Genomic DNA, 21716 nt, shown 5'->3' on the forward strand with positions numbered 1-21716 from the left:
ATTTTTACCTCTTCTTTCCGTTTGCTGGTTAGTTTCAGGATTAACCGCAGGGCGAAGCCATTCGCCTCCGCAGGAAAGGACTTTCTGGTGAACGGTCGACTGCTTGGCAAAGAAGGACGTGAGTTCGCGCTCAAAGCGCTGGATCTCATGGATCAATTCGGCATAGCGCCGACCCCGGAAAACTATTCCGTCTGGATCTGCTTCGCGAGCGACACCAATCCGGAACTCTGCGAATCGCTCAAGAGTCATATCGAGGCCGGCGGAAACTTTTCGGAATCCGTCAATAATGACCTGTTCGAACAGTATTTTCAGTGGAAAGCCATCCAGGACGCCGTCCTCGAAAGCGGCGGCGTCATGTGCCGCGAACTCGGCGTCGTCAAGGAATCCCTCGAAGCTGCCGAGCGCGACACCGCCGCTTACGGCGCGGCCCTGGAGGGCGCGAGCCACGAGCTGACCGCGACGCCGGACGCCCCGGGCATGAAAAAGCTGGTGGAAAGCCTCGTCTCGGCTACGGCCCGCATGCAACGTCGCAGCCAGGCGCTGGAAGACCGGCTGCAGGCGACGTCCAATGAAGTCACCCAGTTGCGGTCACATCTGGAAAAGGTTCGCGAAGAAGCCATGACCGATGCCCTCACCGGCATCGCCAACCGGAAACGCTTCGATGAGTCCCTGCGCCGTGCCCGCCGTGACGCCGATACCAAGAAAGAGCCGCTGAGCCTGATTCTCTGCGACATCGACTTCTTCAAGCGCTTCAATGACACTTGGGGTCACCAGACCGGCGACCAGATCATCCGGTTCGTGGCAGGCTGCCTCACCCGGCATGCCGGCGAGTCCCATCTTGTCGCCCGCTATGGCGGTGAAGAGTTCGGGATCGTGATGCCGAACACGACGCCCGACGTGGCTGAGCAGGTGGCCGAGAAAATCCGCAAAACCGTCGAATCAAAGAAACTGCTTCGTAAATCAACCAATGAAGACCTCGGCAATATCACGGTCTCATTGGGCATCGCGAACTACCACGAAGGCGAGTCGATCGAGGAGTTGATCGAACGGTCCGATACCAACCTTTATCGGTCGAAAACCGAGGGCCGCAATCGGACCACGACTGATGGCAGCCGCGAAAGATCTCGCAGCGCGGCCTGACCGCAAGTGCCAATCGCCAGAAATCCGGCCACTCCAAAGGGGCGGCCTTTTTCATGTCAGGTGTCCGACGGTGGTCGCGTCGATTGGAAGCTCACCCGCTGTTGCCACGCGTCCAGCAGTGCCGCCAATTGCGGGCGCCCTGCACGCCAATCGCTCTCCGGGTACCGGAAATCCATATAGGCCAGAGCCACCGCCATGGTGAGCGGTCCCTGGGCCAGGACGCTTTCCAGCCCACCAACGGCGGTCTCCAGTTCATCAATCGCGCGCATGATCCCGCGCTCGCGGCGCCCTATCCAATAGGCCGACTGGAGGCCTTCATCCCGCACCATCTCGACGCGGCGGGCCACTGTCAGGTCAAGCAGCCCATTTCCCAACGCCTCAAGTCGTCGGTCATTCCAGTCCTGCGGCCAGGACTGATCTGCCTGCTCGACGAGATAATCTGCAATCAGCGCACTTTCGGTGAAAGCCTGACCGTCATCGAGAACAAGGCAAGGTACACGGCCCAGCGGATTGGCCCGCAAGAGCTCGGGATCATCGTCGAACGGATGGGACTCCCATTCCTCGATCCGGTCTCCCAATCCAAGCTCACGGACCATCACCCGGCATTTTCTGGAATAGGGAGAAGTGGTTGAGATGATGAGCTTCATGGTTGGTCAGACCTCCTTGACAGGAACGATCGTCACGCTTTCCCCACAGCCACACGCGTCGGTCTGGTTGGGGTTGTTGAACACGAATTTCGCATGCAGCGGCGAAATCTCATAATCAATCTGTGTTCCCAGCAGGAACAGAAGTGCTTTGGACTCGAGCACGATCTCGACGCCCTGGTCCTCGACGCGCTCGTCAAGCGGTTCCGGAGCCTCGACATAGGCCATCTCGTATTCCATGCCCGCGCAGCCACCATTCTTGACACCGACGCGCAAGAAACCAGCACCGCGCTGGGCCATCAGGTCCTTGACCCGGGCAGCCGCAGCTTCAGTCAGGCTCACAGCCTTGGGACGTTCACGAACAGCCAAGTCGGCCTCCTAAAACATGTTGAGCGCGAGACGCGCTTCATCCGACATCCGGTCCGGCGTCCAGGGAGGCTCGAACGTCAAATCAACCAGCGCCCTGTCGACGCCGTCGACCTTCTCGACCGCTTCCTGGACCCAGCCCGGCATCTCGCCGGCTACCGGGCAGCCCGGTGCGGTCAAGGACATTTGCACCTTGAGGGTCCGGTCATCTTCCAGGTCGACCTTGTAGATCAAACCCAGCTCATAGATGTCGACCGGAATCTCCGGATCATACACTGACTTCAACGCCTCCACGACAGCGTCGGTGATCCGCGCGAGCTCGTCAGCAGGAATCGCACCCGTTCCGTCCGCAGGGTTGGCGGGGCTGGCCCCGAGGGCATCAGCGGGCGTCGACAGGTCGATCACGTCACGGGAGGTTTGTTCGGTCATGGTTTTACCTAGATGAGGAAGTCGCGGGCCTTTTTCAATGCGTCGACAAACGCATCAGCCTCTTCGATTGTGTTGTAGATAGCGAAACTGGCTCGCGCCGTGGAACTGACACCCATGCGCCGCATGAGCGGCTGGGCACAATGATGCCCGGCCCGCACGGCCACACCGTACTTGTCGAGGATCTGCGCCACATCATGGGGATGGGCGCCGTCGAGCGTGAATGAAATGATGGCGCCCTTGTCCTGGGCCGTGCCGACCACCCTCACACCGTCCATGTCGGCGATGCCCTGCATGGCCCGATCCAACAGCATACGTTCGTGCTCGAGAATCGCGATCCGGTCATGACGTTCCAGCCAGCGGATTGCAGCGCCCAGACCGATGGCATCGGCGATGGCCGGCGTACCGGCTTCGAATTTGTGCGGGACATCCGCAAAGGTCACCCGGTCCTCGAACACATCGGCGATCATCTCACCGCCGCCCATATAGGGTGGGAGCCGGTCGAGCCAGTCGCCCTTGGCATAAAGCGCGCCGATGCCGGACGGGCCGTAGAGTTTGTGTCCGGTGAAGACGAAGAAATCACAATCAAGCGCACGGACATCGACCGGCAGGTGAACCGCCGATTGGGAACCGTCGAGCAGGACCGGGATGCCGCGGGACTTGCCGATCTCGACGATCCGGGCCGCGTCATTCACCGTACCCAGGACATTCGACATATGCGTGATCGCGATCAGCTTCGTGTTCTCGTTCACCATGGCTGCCAGCTGTGGATAATCCAACTCGCCGGTGTCGGTCACGGGCGCCCACCGCAAGTTCAAGCCCCGGGAATCAGCCAGAAGCCGCCAGGGAACGATATTGGAGTGGTGCTCCATCTGGGAGATGATGATCTCGTCTCCCTCGCCCAGCATCTGGCCGAAACTGTGGGCCACGAGATTGATCGCTTCGGTCGACCCGCGGGTGAAGACGATTTCCTCGGTTCGCTCGGCATTGAGAAAACGGCGTACATCCTCGCGTGATTTCTCGAATTCCTCAGTGGTCTCATTGGCCAGGGTATGGAGCCCGCGATGCACATTGGCGTAGGAAGCACGATAGACACCGGCGACGCTCTCAATCACGAATTCCGGTTTCTGGGCCGAGGCCGCATTGTCGAGGTAACAAAGCGGATAGCCGTTGATTTCGCGCTGCAGAATCGGAAACTCGGCGCGAATTGCGTCGATGTTCAGCGGCGCCTTGATGGTCGATTGTGCGGTCATGTCAGTGCTCCCAGGCGCGCGCGCAGGCTGGCCTTGAGCGTCTCTCGCAGGGCTTCGTCCCGGACCCGGTCCAGCGGTTCGGCCAGATAGCTTTCAATCAGAAGCGCGCGGGCCTTGGCTTCCGGCAAGCCCCGCTGGCGCATGTAGAAAAGCGCCGTTTCATCCAACGTACCCAACGCATTGCCATGGGCACACTGGACGTCGTCGGCGTAGATCTCCAACTCCGGCTTGGCATCGATCTCGGCTTTCTCGCCCAGCATCAGCGCCCGGTGCGTCATCCGCGCATCGGTCTGCTGCGCCGCTCGGTCGACGACGAACTTGCCCTGGAACACGCCGTGTCCACCTGAGGCCACCGCTCCCTTCACCAGCTGCCTGGTCACGCCGCCCGGCCCTGTGTGGTGGACCAGATTGGTTGTGTCGGCATGGCGTCCGGCGGCCAGGATATAGGCACCGCCCATGTCAATGCTGGCGCCCTGGCCTGGATGCGTCACATGGGTCTCATTGCGCGAGAGACGTGCACCGGTATCAACCATGGTCTGGTTGAGTGTCGCTCCCTCCGCCAGCTCGATTTCGGCCGATCCGACAAAGACCGCATCTGCGTCATGTTCGGTGAGCACAATGCGATCAAGGCGGGCCCCGGCTTCAACACGAATGGACACATGCCAGTTGCCCAGGGAACCGGCGCCCCCCTTCAGCGTTTCAACCAGCAACACGGACGCGCCCGCCGGAACAATCAGTGATGCGTCTGCCGCACTGGCCCCTGCCGAGGCCGAGATGACCAGCTCCAGTCGGTCGCCGTCCTGAAGCGTGACCCGCCCGTTCAGGCCCGTTACATCGATCCGTCCGGCACCGCTGACATCATTGGCGGCGCGGCGCAGATCAGACCATTTCCAAAGCTCATTGCGGCGCGTCGGCAAGCCGTCCCGCTGTGTCGCCTCGCGCAATTGCGCGCGCCAGCCGGTCGCACCGTCGAGTGCGTCGATCAGGGCCAGTTCGGCCGGTGTATGGGTCAGCGTTACGGTCATGCCTCAGGCCGCCTCGCCGAGATACTTGTCATAGCCTTCGGCCTCGAGCTCACGCGCCAGTTCCGGGCCACCCGACTTGACGATACGGCCATTGGCCATGACGTGGACCACGTCCGGCGTGATGTGGTCGAGCAGGCGCTGATAGTGGGTGATCACCAGCATGCCGCGCTCAGGCGAGCGCAGGGCGTTGACGCCGTCCGACACAACCTTCAGCGCGTCGATATCAAGGCCACTATCGGTTTCGTCGAGGATCAGGAATCTGGGCTCCAGCACCAGCGCCTGGAGGATTTCCATCCGCTTCTTCTCACCGCCGGAAAAGCCGACATTCACGGCCCGCTTGAGCATGTCCATGGAGACGTTGAGCTGCTTGGCCTTCTCGCGAATCAACTTCATGAACTCCGGTGCCGAGACCTCCTCTTCACCGCGCGTGATGCGCTGGGCATTGAGGGCTTCCTTGAGAAAGGTGATGGTCGGAACACCGGGGATTTCAACGGGGTACTGGAAGGAGAGATAGAGACCCAGGGCAGCGCGCTCTTCCGGGGCCAAGTCAGCGAGGTCCTCGCCAGAAAAGCGCATCTCGCCGCCGGTGACCTCATAGCCATCGCGGCCGGTCAGCACATAGGACAGGGTCGACTTGCCAGAGCCGTTCGGCCCCATGATCGCGTGGACCTCGCCAGCCGGCACTTCGAGCGACAGCCCTTTCAGGATCGACTTTTCCTCGCCGTCCTGGGTTTCGACTTGGCACTGGAGGTCTTGGATTCTCAGCATGGTCTCTCTCATTATCCTGTCGAACCGGCCGGGCCGGTTATTGCGTGTATTCAGCTTCGCATACGGCGATGATGGCACTGGCATCGAGCCCGCGCGCCACAATCCCGGAACCGTCAGTGATGGTGCAGCGCCCGGCAGCGGCGTCGATCCGCATCTCGTAGATGTGGACGAATCCATCCGCATCAAGCAGCTGCGCTGTTTCGTGATAGGTGGCCGCATTCTCGCGGGTCAACGTGATCACGAGGCCATTGCGGAGTTCGAAGGCGTCCACACCGAAACCGCCGAGCTCGCCGGATGGGTAGTAGACACCGTCCTCATCGGCCTGCCAGACATAGTAGTAGGTGTTCACATTACCGGTGATGTAGGGGATGAAGAGCTCGGGCGTGCCATCCGCGTTGATATCGCGCAAGGCCGGTGCCGACACCACGCTTTCAATGGTCATCGGATCGGACGCATCGAGGATCTCGCCGCTCAGCGGATCATGCTGGGTGAAGGTCAGGACCGACTCCCAATCACCCGTTTCATAGACGAAATTCAACAGAACTTCGCCAGGCATCAGGGCGCAGTCGACGGTCCCGGCATAGCCGATTTCCAGCGTGTCACACCAGGGCATACCGTCTTCGGCATGGGTGAAATCCTGGGCCGACACCGACGCGCTCAGCGCTATCGCCGTGAGGGTCGCACCCGTCATCATCATGTGCTTCATCCTGGTCATCATCCTTCGCCCTCCCAGTAGTCCACCGGTTCGGCCGCATAGGCGCGGTGCCGGAAGGCCGGTTCGCCGCCATCAGTCTCGGACCAACGCACGGCGCCGACCTTGTTCGAGTCCGGATATTCCACCACATCGACCGGCTGCATCGTGGAGACGCAAATATATTTGAGATCTCCGGTGCCGGTATTGATCAGCTGGTGCGCGACATTCCGGCCGCCGGTCGGCGCGGCCAGGACATGTCCGGCGCGCACGGCATGGCGGGTCTCGCCAAAACGGTAGGTCCCCTCACCTTCCAAGATGATGATGGCTTCCTCGATGGCGTGGTGATTGTGATAGGGGAACGCCGTCTTGCCCGGCGGGACGATGGCCAGCGAACAGCCCAGCTGCTGCAGACCGATCAATGGGCCAAGGCGCGCGAGGTCGGCCGAAAAGGTCTCGCCATGCGCCAGGTTTTCCAGCGGCACATCATTGATGTGGGTCACAGGCGTCCGCGTCATGGCCTGTCCTCCGACTCGTCGGCGGAGACCGAGAACAAAAAGCTGACCGCCAGCAATGCCAGGAAACCGAGCACAATCACCGTCCAGCGCGTCGAGACTTCATTAGTTCCAAGCTGGAAGGTTGATCCCACAAGCACCGGCAGGAGCCAGGCCAGAAGCGCGAAAACGGCCACCATCGCGACGCTGAGGCCCCATGCTTCGTGATTGGCCGGCATGAAGCTGACATGGAATCCCGACGGTCGCGAAACAAGCGGCGTTCTGTAGCCGAACATGCGATAACCCGCCTTTCGCGCGAAGATCGGTCGGTTGATTTTCACCCGACACTCCCCTCAAGGCTGACCTTGAGCAGGGCTTGCGCTTCCACCGCAAATTCCATCGGCAGTTCCTGCAGGACCTCCCGGACGAAACCATTGACCAGCAGGGCCGTCGCTGCCTCCTCGCCCAGCCCGCGCTGGCGGGCGTAGAAGAGCTGGTCTTCGGACAGCTTGGTCGTTGTCGCCTCGTGTTCGAGCACGGCCTTGGGCGTCTTGCACTCGACATAGGGCACGGTGTGGGCGCCGCACTGGTCACCGATCAGCAAGCTGTCGCACTGCGTGAAATTGCGGGCACCCTCGGCTTTGCCGTGCACCGAGACCAGGCCGCGATAGGTCTGGTCGGAGCGGCCGGCCGATATGCCCTTGGAGATGATACGACTGGTCGAGCCCTTGCCCAGATGGATCATCTTGGTGCCGGTATCGGCCTGTTGATGACCATTGGTCACCGCGATCGAGTAGAACTCACCGCGCGAGTTTTCACCGCGCAGGATGCAAGACGGGTATTTCCAGGTAATCGCCGAACCCGTCTCGACCTGGGTCCAGGAAATCTTCGAATTCTTGCCGCGACAATCGCCGCGCTTGGTGACGAAGTTATAGACCCCGCCCTTGCCGTTCTCATCGCCCGGCCACCAGTTCTGGACGGTGGAGTACTTGATCTCGGCATCGTCCAGCGCAACCAATTCAACCACGGCGGCGTGGAGCTGGTTTTCGTCGCGCATCGGCGCCGTACAGCCTTCCAGATAGGACACGTAAGCGCCCTTGTCGGCGATGATCAGCGTGCGCTCGAACTGGCCGGTGCCTTGCGCGTTCATCCGGAAATAGGTCGACAGCTCCATCGGGCAGCGAACGCCCGGCGGGACATAGACGAAGGACCCGTCCGAGAAGACGGCGGTGTTGAGCGTGGCAAAGAAATTGTCCGAAGCGGGCACGACCGAACCAAGGTACGTTTTTACCAGGTCTGGGTGTTCGCGCAGGGCTTCGGAGATTGAGCAGAAGATCACGCCCGCTTTGGCGAGTTCCGCCTTGAAGGTCGTGACGACAGACACTGAGTCAAACACCGCGTCGACCGCGACACGATTTTCCGAACCCTTTACACCCAGCAGGACTTCCTGCTCTTTCAGCGAAATCCCCAGCTTGGCGAAGTCAGCGAGGATTTCCTCGGGGACATCGTCAATGCTGTCATACTTCGCGCCGTCCTTGGGCTCGGCATAATAGTGAATGTCCTGATAGTCGATCTTGGGATAGTTGACCTTGGCCCACTCAGGTTCCTTCATCGCCCTGAAGCGCTCGAGCGCCTCCAGACGCCAATCCAGCATCCAGCCCGGTTCACCCTTCTTGGCCGAGATGAGACGCACGGTCTCCTCGTTCAGCCCCTTGGGTGCGAGATCCTGTTCGATGTCCGTGGTGAAGCCGTACTTGTACTTGTCGGCCTCCAGCTTGCGGACGTCTTCGATGGTTTCCTTGACTGCGGCCATGTTATCCTACCACCTCTTCAGGCATCTGCTTTGATGGCAATTCGGCGCGCGCATACGCTGCCGTCCACGCCTTGATGAAGGCGTCTGCATCATCCGGTTTTGAATTCCAACCCAGGCTTACACGCACAAAGCCCTGCGACGCGGCTTCGGGCAGGCCGAGCGCTGTTCCGACCTTTGACCCTTTTGACGATCCGGACGAGCAGGCCGAACCGGCGCTGATCGAGACACCGTCCAGATCGACCGCCATGACCTGGGTCGACCCGGGCCAACCTGGCAGGCTCATGCCAAGCGTATTGGGCAGGCGGGGTGCGTCTGCCCCGATTTCAATCATCTGGGGCGCCACCGCACGGATCGCGGCGGCCATCCGGTCGCGCTCCAAAGCCAAGGCGGCAAACCGCGCAAGCCCCGTGACAGCTTCCTCGAGTGCCGTGGCCAGCCCGACAATACCGGCCACGTTGAGTGTACCGGCCCGACGCCCCTTCTCCTGGCCACCACCGTGATGGTGTCTCGCCATTGGCGCATCGCAGGCCGCCAACAGGGCGCCGACACCTTGAGGGCCGCCGAACTTGTGGGCCGAGATCGCCAGATAGTCGCAACCCAGCTCTGCGAAATCGACTTCAATCTTGCCGGCAGCCTGGATCGCGTCGACCACCGTCAACCCGCCGGCTTCGCGCACCAGCGTCGCGGCCTCCCGGACAGGCTGGATCGTGCCGGTCTCATTGCTCGCCAGCATCATCGCCACAAGCGTTCGGCCATCTTCCGGTGAAACGCGGGACAGGCGTTCTGCGAGCCAGTCGACCCTGGCGACGCCCTTCGCATCGACAGGCCAGGTCTCAACCGGGAGCCCGCTGGCGATCGCAGTGGCAGCGACCGCTTCATGCTCCAGCGCGGTCACGACGATCCGGCCGACGCCTCCGGCACTGATCGCCGCGTGCAAAGCCAGGTTCAGCGCTTCGGTTCCACCGGATGTAAAAATGATGTCTTCAGCCCGCGCGCAAAGCACCTTGCCGACCGCGCGCCGGGCCGTCTCGACCCGGGACAGCGCGGCCTGACCATGGGCGTGCACCGAGGACGGATTGCCGACCTCGGCCATCACCTTGGACATGGCGGCAATCGCGCTCGGCCGGACCGGCGTGGTCGCATTGTGATCCAGATAGGTGCGCATGGAGGGTTATTCCGCCGCCTGGTTCGCGTCAGTACCCATCGGCTTGAGGCGCCCGGTGGCGCCATTCGCGGACCCGAACAGGCGTCGTTCCAGGACGTCATCCAGGGTCACGGACGACAGATAGAGATAAATGTGCCGACCCAGCTCATCCCACAAATCATGGGTGATGCACCGACGGCCATCACTCAGACAACCTTTCGCCTGCGAGCACCGCGTGGCGCGCAAGGGTTCGTCGACAGCCAGAATGATATCCGAAATGCGGATTTGGTCGGAAGACCGGCTGAGCTTGTAGCCTCCGCCCGGCCCCCTCACCGAGGACACAATGTCCGCCCGGCGAAGCTTGGCGAACAATTGTTCAAGGTAGGACAGCGAGATGGACTGACGCGAAGCAATGTCACCCAAGGTCACCGGACCGGTGGATGCGGCATCTGCCAGGTCGGCCATGGCCATGACGGCATAGCGGCCTTTTGTGCTAAGCTTCATGTGTTTACCTCCTTAAACACTCGCATCCAGCGGGCTGATCATGCTAAGACCCGCCTTTCCGGAGGGGGAGCCGATCTCTGTAAGAGTGACGCACGTCCAATATCCGAGTGAATTAGTCAAGAATATGGGCGCACATCTGTGCACTTGCAACGGACGAAATGCCGCATATTCACGGGACCCAGACACAACGACCCAAAAAGGCGAGATTGAATGCCTGACGTGATCATCCCCGGCCCGGCCGGCCGGCTTGAAGGGCGCTACAGCCCGAGCGAAGACCCTACCGCACCGATCGCCCTGATCCTGCATGCCCATCCGCTCGGCGGCGGGCATATGGAAAACCCGTCCGTCGACATGATGTACGACGTGTTCCGCAAGCGCGGTTTTGCCACGCTGCGGTTCAATTTTCGGGGGGTCGGGCGATCACAGGGCAGCTACGACCAGGGCCTTGGAGAGCTCTCCGATGCCGCGACCGTTCTCGACTGGGTGCAGGGCTATAACCAAGGTGCACGCTTTTGCTGGGTCGCCGGGCACTCCTTCGGTGCCTGGGTCGGCATGCAATTGCTGATGCGCCGTCCCGAGATCGCCGGCTTCATTTCGGTGGCCCCACCGACCAACATGTATGACTTCACCTTCTTGGCACCCTGCCCGGCATCGGGAATTATCGTGCATGGATCGGCCGACAAGATCGTACCTCCGGACGATGTCGAACGGGTGATGTCGAAGGTTCGCGTCCAGAAGGGTATCGAGATCACGACCGAGGTCGTGCCGGACGCCAATCACCTGTTCTCCGAACATCTCGACGTGCTGGAGAAGCATATCGAGACCTATCTGGAAGGGCGTCTGCCGCTGGTCGAGAAAGAGCGCTCGGAGCGCACGATTACCGGCAAGCGCTGAACCGGCGCTTCAGGACGAAAGACCAAAGCCCCGGCCATCACGCCGGGGCTTTTTCGTGACGGTTCCCGGATTCACTCAGGTCGGGACAGAACCCCGCCCGACACAGGCTGACTGGCTCCGGTGGTGGATGGCAGGCTCGTGGGCAAACCGGCAACCACACGGGCCGCCAGCCATGCAAAGGCTTCGGCCTCCAGCAAATCGCCGCGCCAACCCACGTTGTCTACCGGCTCGAAGGGCCGTCCAAGGCAGTCCGCGAGGACTGACATCATCGTCGGGTTATGCCGCCCACCGCCGGTCACCAGGACACGGGATGGCTGTCCCAAAGCCGCAATGGCATCGGCAACCGTCTGCGCCGTGAACTTCGTCAGAGTCGCGGCACCATCCCGTGCTGACAGGCCGGACACCGGCTCGAGGGAAAAATCCCAGCGATCCAGGGATTTTGGCGGCGAAAGCGCGAAAAAGGGATGGGCCATCAATGCATCAAGCGCGGCGTCGTCAACGGCGCCGCTGGCCGCGAGCAGCCCGCCCTCGTCATAGGGGCGGCCGATCATTTTCTGGCACCAGGCATCAAGCAGTCCGTTTGCAGGACCGGTATCAAATGCGATCGGGTCCGTGTCCGGTCCGAGCCAGGTGACATTGGCCACGCCCCCGAGATTGAGAACCGCGACCGGCCTGTCCAGACCGGATTGCCGGGCCAGAGCCTCATGATAGAGCGTCGCCAGCGGGGCGCCCTGCCCGCCCAGCTCCATGTCCGCCGAACGAAAATCATGGACCACCGGTATCCCGGTCGCACCGGCCAGCGCCCTGCCGTCACCGATTTGCAGGGTCTGGCCCTTGCGACCGCCGGACGGCGCCCTGTGCAGCACGGTCTGCCCGTGAAAAGCGATAAGATCGATATCGGACGCCGACAATCCGGCGGCGTCGAGAACCCGCTGGACCGCCAGGCTGTGCCGCACTGTCAGCACGTGCTCGGCCGCGGCGAAATCGGGCGGAGTGCCGACAAACGCCCAAGCCAGCGACCGGTCCACCGCATCCTGAAGGACAGCGCGATCATCGTCGGAATAGGGCTGCGTCTCCCCAGGACCGAAGCGGCGGATCTCATTGCCATCGGTCTCCAGCAACGCGGCATCGATTCCGTCGAGCGAGGTTCCGCTCATCAAGCCTATGATCCGCTTCATGCAAGCCCCCTCTTTTCCCGGCGCGCCAGTCGACCTAGAAGCGTCCTATCAGGAGACATCTTCATGAGCGATTACAAGTCCCAGCTGGTCCGCGATCTCGTCGAACGCGGTTACCTCAATCAGGCTACCGACATAGAAGGCCTCGACCAGGCCGCAATGGATGGCGTGGTGACGGGCTATATCGGCTTTGACGCGACGGCGACGAGCCTGCACGTTGGATCGCTGGTTCAGATCATGATGCTGCGCCGGATGCAGCAGGCCGGTCACAAGCCGATCATCCTGATGGGTGGCGGAACCACCAAGATTGGCGACCCTTCCGGCAAGGACAAGTCGCGCTCCATGCTTACCGACGAGGCCATCGATGCGAATATCGACGGCATCCTGCAGGCCTTCCGTCCGCTTGTGCAGATCGGCGACGGCCCGACCGATGCCGTACTCGTCAACAATAACGAGTGGCTGTCAGAGTTTGGCTATATCGAATTCCTACGCAAATTCGGACCGCATTTCACCATCAACCGGATGATGACCTTCGACTCGGTGAAGCTGCGCCTGGACCGCGAACAGCCGCTAACCTTCCTCGAGTTCAACTACATGCTTCTGCAAGCGGTCGACTTCCTGGAACTCAACCGGCGCTACGGCTGCACCCTGCAACTGGGTGGCGGCGACCAGTGGGGCAATATCATCAATGGCGTCGAGCTTTGTCGCCGTGTCGACCAGAAGGAAGTCTATGGCTTCACCACGCCGCTGATCACCACCTCGTCGGGCGCAAAAATGGGCAAGACCGCCGAGGGCGCGGTCTGGCTCAATGCCGACATGCGCAGCCCCTACGAGTACTGGCAGTTCTGGCGCAACACGGAAGATGCCGATGTCGGGCGTTTCATGCGTCTGTTCACCGATCTCCCGCTGGACGAAATCGCACGGCTCGAAGCGCTGGAAGGCGCCGAGATCAATGAAGCCAAAATCCGCCTTGCCAATGAGGCGACAACCCTGCTGCACGGCGCCCAAGCGGCCAGTGCAGCAGAGGCCACCGCGCGTCAGACCTTCGCTCAGGGCGGCAGTGGGTCGGCCCTTCCGACGGTCGAATTCGAGAGCCTTGACGGCGGAGAGGTCACGTTGATGAGCTTGTTTGTCGCCGCCGAGCTGGCCGCCTCCAATGGCGAGATGCGTCGACATATCAAGGCGGGGGCAGCGAAGGTGAATGATCAGGTCCTGACCGATCCCTTCGCCAAGGCAAGCATCGCAGATGTGGTCAACGGGACAATCAAGTTGTCGATCGGAAAAAAGCGGCACGCGCTCGCCAAGCCGGTCTGATCAATTGTTGTCAGGCGCGCGCTCGTTGTCATCCGGCACCGGGTCTGCCGGCCGGGGAGCGACGGGCTCCGCTTCGGGAGGCGCGGACTGGTCGGCTGGCGTCACCGACGGATCGGTGTTGTCCGGCACGTCGCTGGCGCGTTCCCGGGCCGCGCGCTCTGCAGCTGTCCCTTCAAACATGCGCCGAAACACGCCCGGCGCCAACGCCGACAGCGGATTGGCGAAAACGGTCAGGCTGTCGAACGGTCCTTCCACCGAATAGGTGATGCCGATCACCCCTTCGCCCGGGCGGGAGACGAGCACCTCGCCAATCACCGGCAGGCCGCCCAACATCGAATTGATGACGTATGAGGGCGCCAGGTTTCCGTCGATGGCGGCACGACTGCCGGCGAAGTCGACGGTACCCGAGGCGGTTACACCCAAAGCGCTGCCCTGGGCACGCCCGTCACCAATGGTGAGCAGGCCGTCTTCATAGGCGATATCCGCGTCGACTGCGTCAAAGCTGATACCCTCGCCGTTCAACAGGGCGCCCAGTCCCTGGAAGGAGCCTGCTGCCAGTATCCGCGCCAGAACCGGAACCCGGACAAGGGTCAGGTCCCGGATTTCGACCCGCGCGGTCAGGGGGCCATCCGTACCCAGTGGCGGCGCGCTTCCGAGGACCGAGACCTGGCCGCCCAGCGCATATCCCTCGATCCCGATCAGGGCGGAGATGCGCTGCAGGGACTGCGCTTCAATGTGAAAATCTCGCTGCTCGCCGGCTTCGCTGGCGCCGAAAAAGGCCTGGAAGGGCCCGTCGGTCGCATTGCCCGAGACCGACACGGCGCGAATGCCCGCTGTCTCGCTGTGCCAGATCAGATTGAAATGGTCGAGAACGCTCTGCTCGGACAGGATCAAGCGGCCGATATCGGCCCGCACCGACAATGGCAGCGTGATGCCGCCTTCTCCGCCCATGGACGTGAGCTGCGGGATGAAGCGGCTGACATCGGCATATTGGCCGGTCAGCTGCACCCTCAACGGATCACCCGGAGCGGCAGACGGCGATATTTCGCCCGCCAGGTCAAACAAGCCTTCCACAAACAACCTGTCGATCACGATGTCCTCGAGCGCGCCGGACGCACTCAAGCCGGCTGCGGCCTGTAACCGGGCGCCGTCGGCGTCCATGCTGATCGAGTTCAGATCGAAGCCCCCGTCCTCGCGCTCCACGAGATTGAGCGCCGCCATGCCTGGCTCGCCTATCTCCTTGGCCCAGATCTCGCCGGGAATTTCCACCAGCGCGTCGAGCAGATCCGCCTCGATCTGCACCGACCGGAAATCGAGACCGTCAGACACTGCCTCGGCCGCAATACGAATGGATCCATCGAGGAAGCGGCGAGCCGGCATGTTGAAGCGGTCGAGTGTCCGTGCGCTGATGACAGTCTCCAGACCGATGCGGGTGGACGGGGCATCATCGGGAAGTCCAAAGCTTTCACGCCAGTCGATCCTTACCGGGGCATCGAACAGGCGCGCCGTCCCCGTTGCCTGCAGCCCGGCCTGGCTGGCCTCCAACGCCACATCGCCATCGCTCAGCGCGTATCCGGTTCCCGGGATGTCCAGCGAGGCGTCGTGAAACCGACCACTGATGAAGAAGGGTATGTCCTCCGGCTCAACCTCGGTCAGCATGGCGCGATGGATCTCGAATTGCATTTCGCCCTGACCGCCGACCAGGGCCGGGTCGAGGCCATAGTCGGACACCAGAAAGAGCGGATCCTCGTCAATCAGGGCCAAAAGATCAGACGCGGCTCCACGCGCGACCCCGCCATATCGCGCCATGGCGCCTTTCGGGTTGAGACGCGGCAGATCGACGAAGGCCTCTGTCAGCTCGATATCGCCGACCCATCCGTGCTCCAGGGTTACTTCAAATGAATTCCCGTGCAGGACAGCAGCGCCGCGCCCGGCTGTCACCGGCGTCATCGTGGTGATGTACCGAACATGCGCGTCTTCGAAATCGAAGCTCAATTGCATCCGGTCATTGTCGAGCACGCCGGCTTCGATCGCCGAGCCCGGCAGGTCGAGGAAAAACCGGGCATTGTAGAAACGCCCGCCCAGAATGCCCTCACTGACCCATTCACGACCGCCGTCGGCCAGTTCAACCGGCCAGTAAGCCAGGACCGTTTCAGGCTGGATGTCACCGGCGATCGGACCTTCCAATTGCAAATTGGGTAGCCAGCTCCCGTCCGGCCGTTGCTCCAGTTGAAGGCCACCGGTCAGCTCCGCCCTGATGGTATCGATCTCGACGGCCAGTCGGTCCAGCGTCAAAGCAAATTCATCGAGCCGGATTTCCCCGGAGGCCGCCAGCAGACCCCATTCCGGAGCGCGCTCGAAAACCGGGCCTACATCGACAAATCCGGGCCCGATCGCAAGATCGAACCGGGCTCGAGTGGGCAACGCCCCGTCATAGTTTCCGATCTCGGTAAGCCGTCCTTCGATGGTCGCGGCAAACAGGTCGGATCGCGCCTGCCCGCCATGCAGTGTCATGACCCGCTCCACCGGATCAAAACTGGCGTAGAGATTGGCCCCGTCAAAGGCGTGGCTTGCCCCGTCAACAAGGATTTGCCCGGCGCCGACGTCCAATTGCAATGAGGCGGTGCGGATACCGTTTTCTCGCGTCGCATCGACAACGAGGTCAAGCGCGATGGGCGCATCCAGCGCGCGCAACGCTGATGCCGGGCCGGTGTCGGGCAGAATTCCGGCCGGCGACAGATCACTGAAGCTCATTTCCAGCAGGAGACTTTCCAGCCCCGTGCCGGCCCGGAGTCTGAGATCAACGGGTGCGAAACCCGACGGTGTCGCCAGTCGACCCTCGAGTTCCGCCAGAATTCGCGAATCGTCCCGATCAAATGAGACGCCGGCCGAATCAATGAACCAGGCCAGTCCCGCGACATCGTCGACGAGACGGACAGCCGCATTGGAAATCCGGACCCGGCGCAGGCGTTCCAGTTGGGCTGGCGCGTCGGGCGACGCCAGTATCTCGAACAGGGACACGCTGTCATCACCGCCGCGTTCTGGCAGGCGAGCCGTCGACGCAATTCGCTCGACACCGCCCAAGCCGGCCCCGACGGCTCCGTCTGCCCGCCGCACAATTGAAACCGAGCCGCCGTCAATGGTCAGCTCTACTGGCTCGATACGTCCGAAGATGAGCGCGTCGGCAGCGAGGCCTGCCTCTATGCGCGGCGCCCGGGTCACGACCTCACCGGACGCTTCGGCGACCGTCACATCGGTCGCGACCAGCACAATCGCACGCGATGACGGTTCAAAACGCGCCTGCAAGGATCCAAGCGCGACGACCTCGCCTTCAAATGCCGTCGCCAGCATCGCCTGCGCATCTTCGCGCAGGAATTCCAGCTCCACCGGCCCGGATGACAGCCGCCAGAGGACAAACCCGATCGCAAAAATGGTCAACGCCAACAGCGCCGCGACGGCTTCGAGCAGATAAATCAGGGTCCATTTGGCGGATTTACGCAGCATTCAGACCCGCCTTCCCGCAGTCCGCGCACTGGACGGAGCGGCCTGGAGCAGCACATTACTCGGGCCTGACGGCCTTGCAGGCGACACCAGACGGGGAAATGACATGAGTGAACTCAAAACCGGCGACCTTGCTCCGACTTTCAAACTGCCCGCCGACGGCGGCGGCATGATCGACCTCGCGGACCTGCGCGGCCAGATCGTCGTCCTTTACATGTACCCGAAAGACGACACTCCCGGCTGTACCACGCAGGCGCTCGATTTCACTGCAGCCAGTGCAGCTTTCGGCGACGCCGGAGCGGTCATCATCGGCCTGTCGAAGGATAGCGTCAAAAGACACGACAATTTCAAGGCCAAACATGGGCTCGAGGTGAGTCTGGTTTCGGACCCAGAGGCATCCGTGATCGAAGCCTATGGCTCCTGGGTGCTGAAGAAACTGTACGGACGCGAATACATGGGCATCGACCGCTCGACTTTCCTGATCGATCGCGAAGGCCGCCTTGCGAGGATCTGGCACAAGGTAAAAGTAAAGGGCCATGTCGACGACGTGCTCGAGGCGGTGCGGGCGCTTGGCTGATTCCACTGACATCACGGATCTCGCGCGAACCGTGCTGGATACGGCTGACCCACACGAAAAAGCGGCGCGAGCGCACACGGTTGCCCGGCTTTGGCGCGATGGATCCTGCAATGTCCCCGACACAGCCCAGCCGGTGGCAAATCGACCTGCCCGGCCTGACAGCCCAGAACTTGTTGCCCCGGGCGATGTGCCAAGACGGCGCCTGAACGGGCCCGCCGGGCGGACCGCCCTGTTGCACGCCGTCGCCCACATCGAACTCAACGCTATCGATCTTGCCTTTGATCTTGTGGCCCGGTTCGCCACAGACACAGCCATCGCGGACGATCGCCGCCGTAACTTCATCAGCGACTGGATCACGGTCGGCGATGACGAGGCCCGGCATTTCAACCTTCTCAGCGACCGGTTGTCCGAACTTGGGGCCGCTTATGGGGACATGCCGGCCCATGATGGTCTCTGGGATGCGGCAACGGCCACCCGAGGGTCGCTCCCGGCACGCCTCGCGGTCGCACCAATGGTCCTTGAAGCGCGCGGACTGGACGTGACACCGGGCATGATCGACCGGCTCGTTTCGGCCGGCGACAAAGCCAGTGCCGATTGCCTGCGTATCATCTACACCGAAGAAGTCGCCCATGTCGCAGCCGGCGTGCGCTGGTTCAGGCATGTCGCGGAACGCGCCGGCAAAGACCCGGAGAACTGGTTCAAAGCCCTGGTTCGACAGCATTATGGTGGCTCTTTGAAACCACCCTTCAACGTGGAAGCGCGCGCGTCAGCCGAGCTTTTCCCTGAATTTTACCAAACTCTCACCTGATCCGGCGCATCTCTTGCAACGGACTTGTTGATATTCGGGCCGGTTTTGTGTCACATGCACGCCTTGGGGCCCGGGGCAAACGGAACAAAGCGGCGTACTGCATGTTCACACGAGTGAAAGAAGCTGTTTGGGGAACGGCTCAACGCTGGTTTCCGGACCGGCAAATCTACCATCGGTCCGATGGTCAGGTTCGCTATTTTGCGATCTCCACAACGGTACAGATTTCAGCCCTGCTCGGCGCGACCGTGCTGGCTGGCTGGCTGTGCTTTTCAACTGTTTCAGTCGCATTCCACGGCCAGGCCATGGCCGCCAAGGAGCATGAAATCGAGCTCGAGCGGGTCGAATCGCACCGCCTGGTCGCCGAAGCGCGGGCGACGGAAGCGACCGCCATCTCACTGATGGAATCGCGGATGGAGGAATTCGACCGGACCGCCTACGAATTCCAGATGCGCCACGAGACACTTCGACAGCTGGTCGAATTTGCCGAACAATTGACCGGGCAGGAAATGGAACCGTCGCCGGCGCTGGCCGATGGTCGCATCCTGATGGCCGCGACGCCCGCCGACCCCACCCCGCGTGAGGCGCGCGACCCGCTTATCGCGATCGCCGCAACCGCATCGGGCGAGGCCGAGGATCAGATCACCTATCTCATGGGCGAACAGGACAGCGTACTCGCGCAAGCAGAAGACGCGACCGAAGCGCGCTTGCAAAACCTGCGCGCTGTCCTCCGCCTGACCGGCCTCGACCTGGAAACCGTCATCGCCGATAACCGCGACACAACGGAGACCGGCGGGCCGTTTATACCCATTTCTGAATCGGGAGCCTTCGCCTCGTCGTCGGTCAATCTGGACCAGGCCTTTTCCAGTCGGATCGCGCGCATTGCCTCGCGCCTGCTGGAAGTTGAAGAGCTGGAAGATTTTGTCGAAGCTGGCCCGCTCGGCGAGCCGGTTGGCGACACCTACCGCCAGACCAGTGATTTCGGCGTTCGTATCGACCCGTTCAATGGCCGCCCGACCTCGCACCGGGGAATGGACTTCGCAGCCTACCGTCGTGCACCGATCGAAGCGACCGGACCGGGCCGCGTCATTTACGCCGGCTGGCGGGGAGGCTATGGTCGTACCGTGGAGATTGACCATGGCTACGGGTTCGTAACCCGCTATGGTCATCTGCACGAAATCGACGTGCGACGTGGTGATACTGTCGAACGCGGCCAGCGTATCGGGGGCATGGGGTCGACAGGACGCAGTACCGCCACACACCTGCACTATGAAATCTGGTATAACGGATCGGCAATCGATCCTGAGCGTTTATTGAGAGCTGGCCAATATGTTCAACAAGGGTAACAAAGACTCTTCGTCTCCCGAGACCGGTGCGTTCAGCGCCCCCCCGAAAAGGACTGCCATGAAATCGAAAGCCCCCTCCATTCTCTCCGGTGATCTGGTTCTGACCGGCACCATCGTGTCTGACGGTGAAATCCAGCTGGATGGCACGGTGGATGGCGATGTGCGTGCAGGCTCGCTGATCATTGGCGAAGACGCCACCGTTTCTGGCGAAGTCCAGGCTGAAACCGTCGTGATCCGCGGCCGCGTGACCGGCAGTGTGCGCGCCCGTCAGGTCCAGCTCGCCGCCACCGCCCGGATTGAAGGGGACATTGTCCACGCGGCCCTGTCTGTTGAAAGCGGCGCTTTCTTCGACGGCCATTGCCGGCATTCCTCTGATCCGCTGAAAGACAGCGGTTCCGCCAACAAGCCCGCCGCCAAGGACAATGGTGTGAAGGCAGAGCCGTCCGCCAAGGCCGACAGCAAGCCGCCGGCACCGTCCAAAGGTCAGGACCCGCTGGGCTCGCTCGAGCCGCCCGTGGCATCGAAGTCGGGCTTCTAGGCTCGCGATCATCGCTGTTCAGGAAACCGGCGCTCACATCGAGCGCCGGTTTTTTTGTGCCTCAAAACGGAAGTTGGTCCGATAATCGAGCCGCCCCGGGGTAGTGGAGGCTTAGGCCTCGTCCTCTTCGCCACCGACCCGAGCCGCCAGCGCGGCGGCCATGAAGTCGTCCAGATCACCGTCGAGGACTCCGCCCGTGTTGGACGTTTCCACATTGGTCCGCAGGTCCTTGACCATCTGGTAGGGCTGCAGGACGTAGGAGCGGATCTGGTGCCCCCAGCCGATCTCGCTCTTGCTGTCCGCCTCGGCCTGGGCGGCGGCTTCGCGGCGCTGAAGCTCGATTTCATAGACCCGCGCGCGCAGCATTTCCCAAGCCTGGGACCGGTTCTTGTGCTGGGACCGGTCATTCTGACACTGCACAACGACGGGCTTTTCCTCGCCCGGCATGTCGTAGGTCAGTCGCACCGCAGAGTCGGTCTTGTTGATGTGCTGACCGCCTGCCCCTGACGCCCGATAGGTATCGGTCCGTACCTTGGAGACATCGATATCGACATCAATCGCATCATCGATCTGCGGATAAACGCCGACCGAGGAGAAGCTGGTGTGACGGCGCGCACTGGAATCAAAGGGTGAAATTCTCACCAGCCGGTGGACGCCGGCCTCGGTCTTCAACCAGCCATAGGCATTCTCGCCCTTTACCAGGATTGTCGTCGACTTCAGGCCTGCCTCTTCGCCGGCCTGTTCTTCCATGGTGTCGACCTTGTAGCCATGGGCGTTGGCCCAGCGGGTATACATCCGCGCCAGCATGGCAGCCCAGTCCTGGCTCTCCGTGCCACCGGCACCGGAATGGATTTCAACGAACGCATCATTGCCGTCGGCCTCACCGGAAAGCAGTGTCTCGAGCTGGGCGCGGCGCATCCGCTCTGCCAGGGCGTTGAGACCGGCCACAGCCTCCTCGACCATCTCCGCATCGTCTTCCATCTCGGCGAGTTCGATGATCTCGAGACTGTCGGAATACTCCTGTTCGGCCTCGACCACGGTGGTGATCGCCGACTCCAACCGATTGCGCTCACGCATCAGGGCCTGGGCCTGCTGTGGCTGGTTCCAGAAATCCGGCGCTTCGGATTTGGCGTTCAGTTCGTCGAGACGTTTTTGGGCGGTATCCCAGTCAAAGACGCCTCCTCAGCAGGCCAACTGCCTGCTGGATTTCGTCGGACAGGGTCTGGAGGTCTGCGCGCATGGGCAATCAATCCTGCGATTCGTCAAAGGGATCAGTCACAAGGAGATAATCAGAGCAA

At 61.9% G+C, this 21716-nt stretch carries 22 protein-coding genes; 7 read left to right on the plus strand and 15 right to left on the minus strand.

Going from position 1 to position 21716, the window contains the following annotated elements:
* The first annotated feature begins 87 nt into the window (after nt 1-87).
* Nucleotides 88-1140, plus strand: a complete 1053-nt coding sequence (locus tag VOI18_RS05335) for a GGDEF domain-containing protein (RefSeq protein ID WP_323761372.1) — start codon at nt 88-90, stop codon at nt 1138-1140.
* A gap of 56 nt (nt 1141-1196) precedes the next feature.
* Here the strand turns inward: VOI18_RS05335 and VOI18_RS05340 are convergent, their stop codons facing one another.
* Genes VOI18_RS05340 through VOI18_RS05395 form a run of 12 tightly spaced genes read right to left on the minus strand, consistent with a single transcriptional unit; the run spans nt 1197 to nt 10268 of the window.
* On the minus strand, nt 1197-1787 hold the full coding sequence (locus VOI18_RS05340; protein ID WP_323761373.1) for a glutathione S-transferase N-terminal domain-containing protein: 591 nt from the start codon (nt 1785-1787) through the stop codon (nt 1197-1199).
* A gap of 6 nt (nt 1788-1793) precedes the next feature.
* A complete protein-coding gene (locus VOI18_RS05345; protein WP_323761374.1) occupies nt 1794-2153 on the minus strand; it encodes an iron-sulfur cluster assembly accessory protein in 360 nt (119 codons plus the stop codon).
* A gap of 9 nt (nt 2154-2162) precedes the next feature.
* Nucleotides 2163-2579 carry an SUF system Fe-S cluster assembly protein gene (locus VOI18_RS05350; RefSeq protein ID WP_323761375.1) on the minus strand — a complete coding sequence of 139 codons (417 nt, stop codon included), beginning with the start codon at nt 2577-2579 and terminating at the stop codon, nt 2163-2165.
* 8 nt (nt 2580-2587) lie between these two features.
* Nucleotides 2588-3829: a cysteine desulfurase gene (locus VOI18_RS05355; protein ID WP_323761376.1), complete on the minus strand. Its 1242-nt coding sequence runs from the start codon at nt 3827-3829 to the stop codon at nt 2588-2590.
* Nucleotides 3826-4854, minus strand: a complete 1029-nt coding sequence (gene sufD, locus VOI18_RS05360; RefSeq protein ID WP_323761377.1) for a Fe-S cluster assembly protein SufD — start codon at nt 4852-4854, stop codon at nt 3826-3828. The genes VOI18_RS05355 and sufD overlap by 4 nt, the downstream gene beginning before the upstream one ends.
* 3 nt (nt 4855-4857) lie before the next feature.
* Nucleotides 4858-5622 carry a Fe-S cluster assembly ATPase SufC gene (gene sufC / locus VOI18_RS05365; RefSeq protein ID WP_323761378.1) on the minus strand — a complete coding sequence of 255 codons (765 nt, stop codon included), beginning with the start codon at nt 5620-5622 and terminating at the stop codon, nt 4858-4860.
* 37 nt (nt 5623-5659) lie between these two features.
* Nucleotides 5660-6340, minus strand: a complete 681-nt coding sequence (locus tag VOI18_RS05370) for a hypothetical protein (protein ID WP_323761379.1) — start codon at nt 6338-6340, stop codon at nt 5660-5662.
* Nucleotides 6337-6831, minus strand: coding sequence for a cupin domain-containing protein (locus VOI18_RS05375; RefSeq protein ID WP_323761380.1), 495 nt, complete (start codon nt 6829-6831; stop codon nt 6337-6339). The genes VOI18_RS05370 and VOI18_RS05375 overlap by 4 nt, the downstream gene beginning before the upstream one ends.
* Nucleotides 6828-7148: a hypothetical protein gene (locus VOI18_RS05380; RefSeq protein WP_323761381.1), complete on the minus strand. Its 321-nt coding sequence runs from the start codon at nt 7146-7148 to the stop codon at nt 6828-6830. Before VOI18_RS05380 ends, VOI18_RS05375 begins: the two co-directional genes overlap by 4 nt.
* A complete protein-coding gene (sufB, locus tag VOI18_RS05385) occupies nt 7145-8620 on the minus strand; it encodes a Fe-S cluster assembly protein SufB (RefSeq protein WP_323761382.1) in 1476 nt (491 codons plus the stop codon). The genes VOI18_RS05380 and sufB overlap by 4 nt, the downstream gene beginning before the upstream one ends.
* A 1-nt stretch (nt 8621) precedes the next feature.
* The gene (locus tag VOI18_RS05390; RefSeq protein WP_323761383.1) at nt 8622-9785 is read right to left on the minus strand and encodes a cysteine desulfurase family protein; all 1164 of its coding nucleotides are present in this window, start codon (nt 9783-9785) and stop codon (nt 8622-8624) included.
* Nucleotides 9786-9791: 6 nt separating this feature from the next.
* Entirely contained in the window at nt 9792-10268 is a 477-nt protein-coding gene (locus tag VOI18_RS05395) for an Rrf2 family transcriptional regulator (RefSeq protein ID WP_323761384.1), read from the minus strand.
* 210 nt (nt 10269-10478) lie between these two features.
* On the opposite strand from VOI18_RS05395, the gene VOI18_RS05400 reads away from it, so the two are divergent.
* Nucleotides 10479-11162 carry an alpha/beta hydrolase gene (locus tag VOI18_RS05400; protein ID WP_323761385.1) on the plus strand — a complete coding sequence of 228 codons (684 nt, stop codon included), beginning with the start codon at nt 10479-10481 and terminating at the stop codon, nt 11160-11162.
* 71 nt (nt 11163-11233) lie between these two features.
* Here the strand turns inward: VOI18_RS05400 and VOI18_RS05405 are convergent, their stop codons facing one another.
* A complete protein-coding gene (locus tag VOI18_RS05405; protein ID WP_323761386.1) occupies nt 11234-12340 on the minus strand; it encodes an anhydro-N-acetylmuramic acid kinase in 1107 nt (368 codons plus the stop codon).
* Nucleotides 12341-12403: 63 nt separating this feature from the next.
* Here VOI18_RS05405 and tyrS point away from each other — a divergent pair, with 63 nt between their 5' ends.
* Nucleotides 12404-13651, plus strand: a complete 1248-nt coding sequence (gene tyrS / locus VOI18_RS05410) for a tyrosine--tRNA ligase (protein WP_323761387.1) — start codon at nt 12404-12406, stop codon at nt 13649-13651.
* Here the strand turns inward: tyrS and VOI18_RS05415 are convergent, their stop codons facing one another.
* Complete coding sequence (locus tag VOI18_RS05415; RefSeq protein ID WP_323761388.1) at nt 13652-17155, minus strand: AsmA-like C-terminal region-containing protein; 3504 nt, start codon at nt 17153-17155, stop codon at nt 13652-13654.
* Nucleotides 17156-17258: 103 nt separating this feature from the next.
* On the opposite strand from VOI18_RS05415, the gene VOI18_RS05420 reads away from it, so the two are divergent.
* The 4 genes from VOI18_RS05420 to VOI18_RS05435 all read left to right on the plus strand — a co-directional run bounded on the left by VOI18_RS05420 (nt 17259) and on the right by VOI18_RS05435 (nt 20418).
* Nucleotides 17259-17729 (plus strand): peroxiredoxin, encoded by a 471-nt coding sequence (locus VOI18_RS05420; RefSeq protein WP_323761389.1) that lies wholly within the window; start codon nt 17259-17261, stop codon nt 17727-17729.
* A complete protein-coding gene (locus VOI18_RS05425) occupies nt 17722-18537 on the plus strand; it encodes a ferritin-like domain-containing protein (RefSeq protein WP_323761390.1) in 816 nt (271 codons plus the stop codon). Before VOI18_RS05420 ends, VOI18_RS05425 begins: the two co-directional genes overlap by 8 nt.
* A 101-nt stretch (nt 18538-18638) precedes the next feature.
* Nucleotides 18639-19880, plus strand: a complete 1242-nt coding sequence (locus tag VOI18_RS05430; protein ID WP_323761391.1) for a M23 family metallopeptidase — start codon at nt 18639-18641, stop codon at nt 19878-19880.
* Between the two features lie 58 nt (nt 19881-19938).
* Nucleotides 19939-20418 (plus strand): polymer-forming cytoskeletal protein, encoded by a 480-nt coding sequence (locus tag VOI18_RS05435; protein WP_323761392.1) that lies wholly within the window; start codon nt 19939-19941, stop codon nt 20416-20418.
* 111 nt (nt 20419-20529) lie between these two features.
* Here the strand turns inward: VOI18_RS05435 and prfB are convergent.
* Nucleotides 20530-21658 (minus strand): peptide chain release factor 2 gene (gene prfB, locus VOI18_RS05440; protein ID WP_323761393.1). Its coding sequence is split into 2 segments (ribosomal slippage): nt 20530-21588 and nt 21590-21658, totalling 1128 coding nucleotides; the frame shifts between segments, so codons are not numbered across the junction.
* Between the last annotated feature and the right edge of the window lie 58 nt (nt 21659-21716).

The organism is Maricaulis sp. (genome assembly GCF_034670125.1).
Classification (GTDB): domain Bacteria; phylum Pseudomonadota; class Alphaproteobacteria; order Caulobacterales; family Maricaulaceae; genus Maricaulis.

Coding starts and splice junctions, on each gene's coding strand:
- VOI18_RS05340 (WP_323761373.1), bottom strand. CDS start 1,787: ATGAAGCTCATCATCTCAACCACTTCTCCCTATTCCAGAAAATGCCGG.
- VOI18_RS05350 (WP_323761375.1), bottom strand. CDS start 2,579: ATGACCGAACAAACCTCCCGTGACGTGATCGACCTGTCGACGCCCGCT.
- VOI18_RS05355 (WP_323761376.1), bottom strand. CDS start 3,829: ATGACCGCACAATCGACCATCAAGGCGCCGCTGAACATCGACGCAATT.
- sufD (WP_323761377.1), bottom strand. CDS start 4,854: ATGACCGTAACGCTGACCCATACACCGGCCGAACTGGCCCTGATCGAC.
- sufC (WP_323761378.1), bottom strand. CDS start 5,622: ATGCTGAGAATCCAAGACCTCCAGTGCCAAGTCGAAACCCAGGACGGC.
- VOI18_RS05370 (WP_323761379.1), bottom strand. CDS start 6,340: ATGATGACCAGGATGAAGCACATGATGATGACGGGTGCGACCCTCACG.
- VOI18_RS05375 (WP_323761380.1), bottom strand. CDS start 6,831: ATGACGCGGACGCCTGTGACCCACATCAATGATGTGCCGCTGGAAAAC.
- sufB (WP_323761382.1), bottom strand. CDS start 8,620: ATGGCCGCAGTCAAGGAAACCATCGAAGACGTCCGCAAGCTGGAGGCC.
- VOI18_RS05390 (WP_323761383.1), bottom strand. CDS start 9,785: ATGCGCACCTATCTGGATCACAATGCGACCACGCCGGTCCGGCCGAGC.
- VOI18_RS05395 (WP_323761384.1), bottom strand. CDS start 10,268: ATGAAGCTTAGCACAAAAGGCCGCTATGCCGTCATGGCCATGGCCGAC.
- VOI18_RS05400 (WP_323761385.1), top strand. CDS start 10,479: ATGCCTGACGTGATCATCCCCGGCCCGGCCGGCCGGCTTGAAGGGCGC.
- VOI18_RS05405 (WP_323761386.1), bottom strand. CDS start 12,340: ATGAAGCGGATCATAGGCTTGATGAGCGGAACCTCGCTCGACGGAATC.
- tyrS (WP_323761387.1), top strand. CDS start 12,404: ATGAGCGATTACAAGTCCCAGCTGGTCCGCGATCTCGTCGAACGCGGT.
- VOI18_RS05415 (WP_323761388.1), bottom strand. CDS start 17,155: ATGCTGCGTAAATCCGCCAAATGGACCCTGATTTATCTGCTCGAAGCC.
- VOI18_RS05420 (WP_323761389.1), top strand. CDS start 17,259: ATGAGTGAACTCAAAACCGGCGACCTTGCTCCGACTTTCAAACTGCCC.
- VOI18_RS05430 (WP_323761391.1), top strand. CDS start 18,639: ATGTTCACACGAGTGAAAGAAGCTGTTTGGGGAACGGCTCAACGCTGG.
- VOI18_RS05435 (WP_323761392.1), top strand. CDS start 19,939: ATGAAATCGAAAGCCCCCTCCATTCTCTCCGGTGATCTGGTTCTGACC.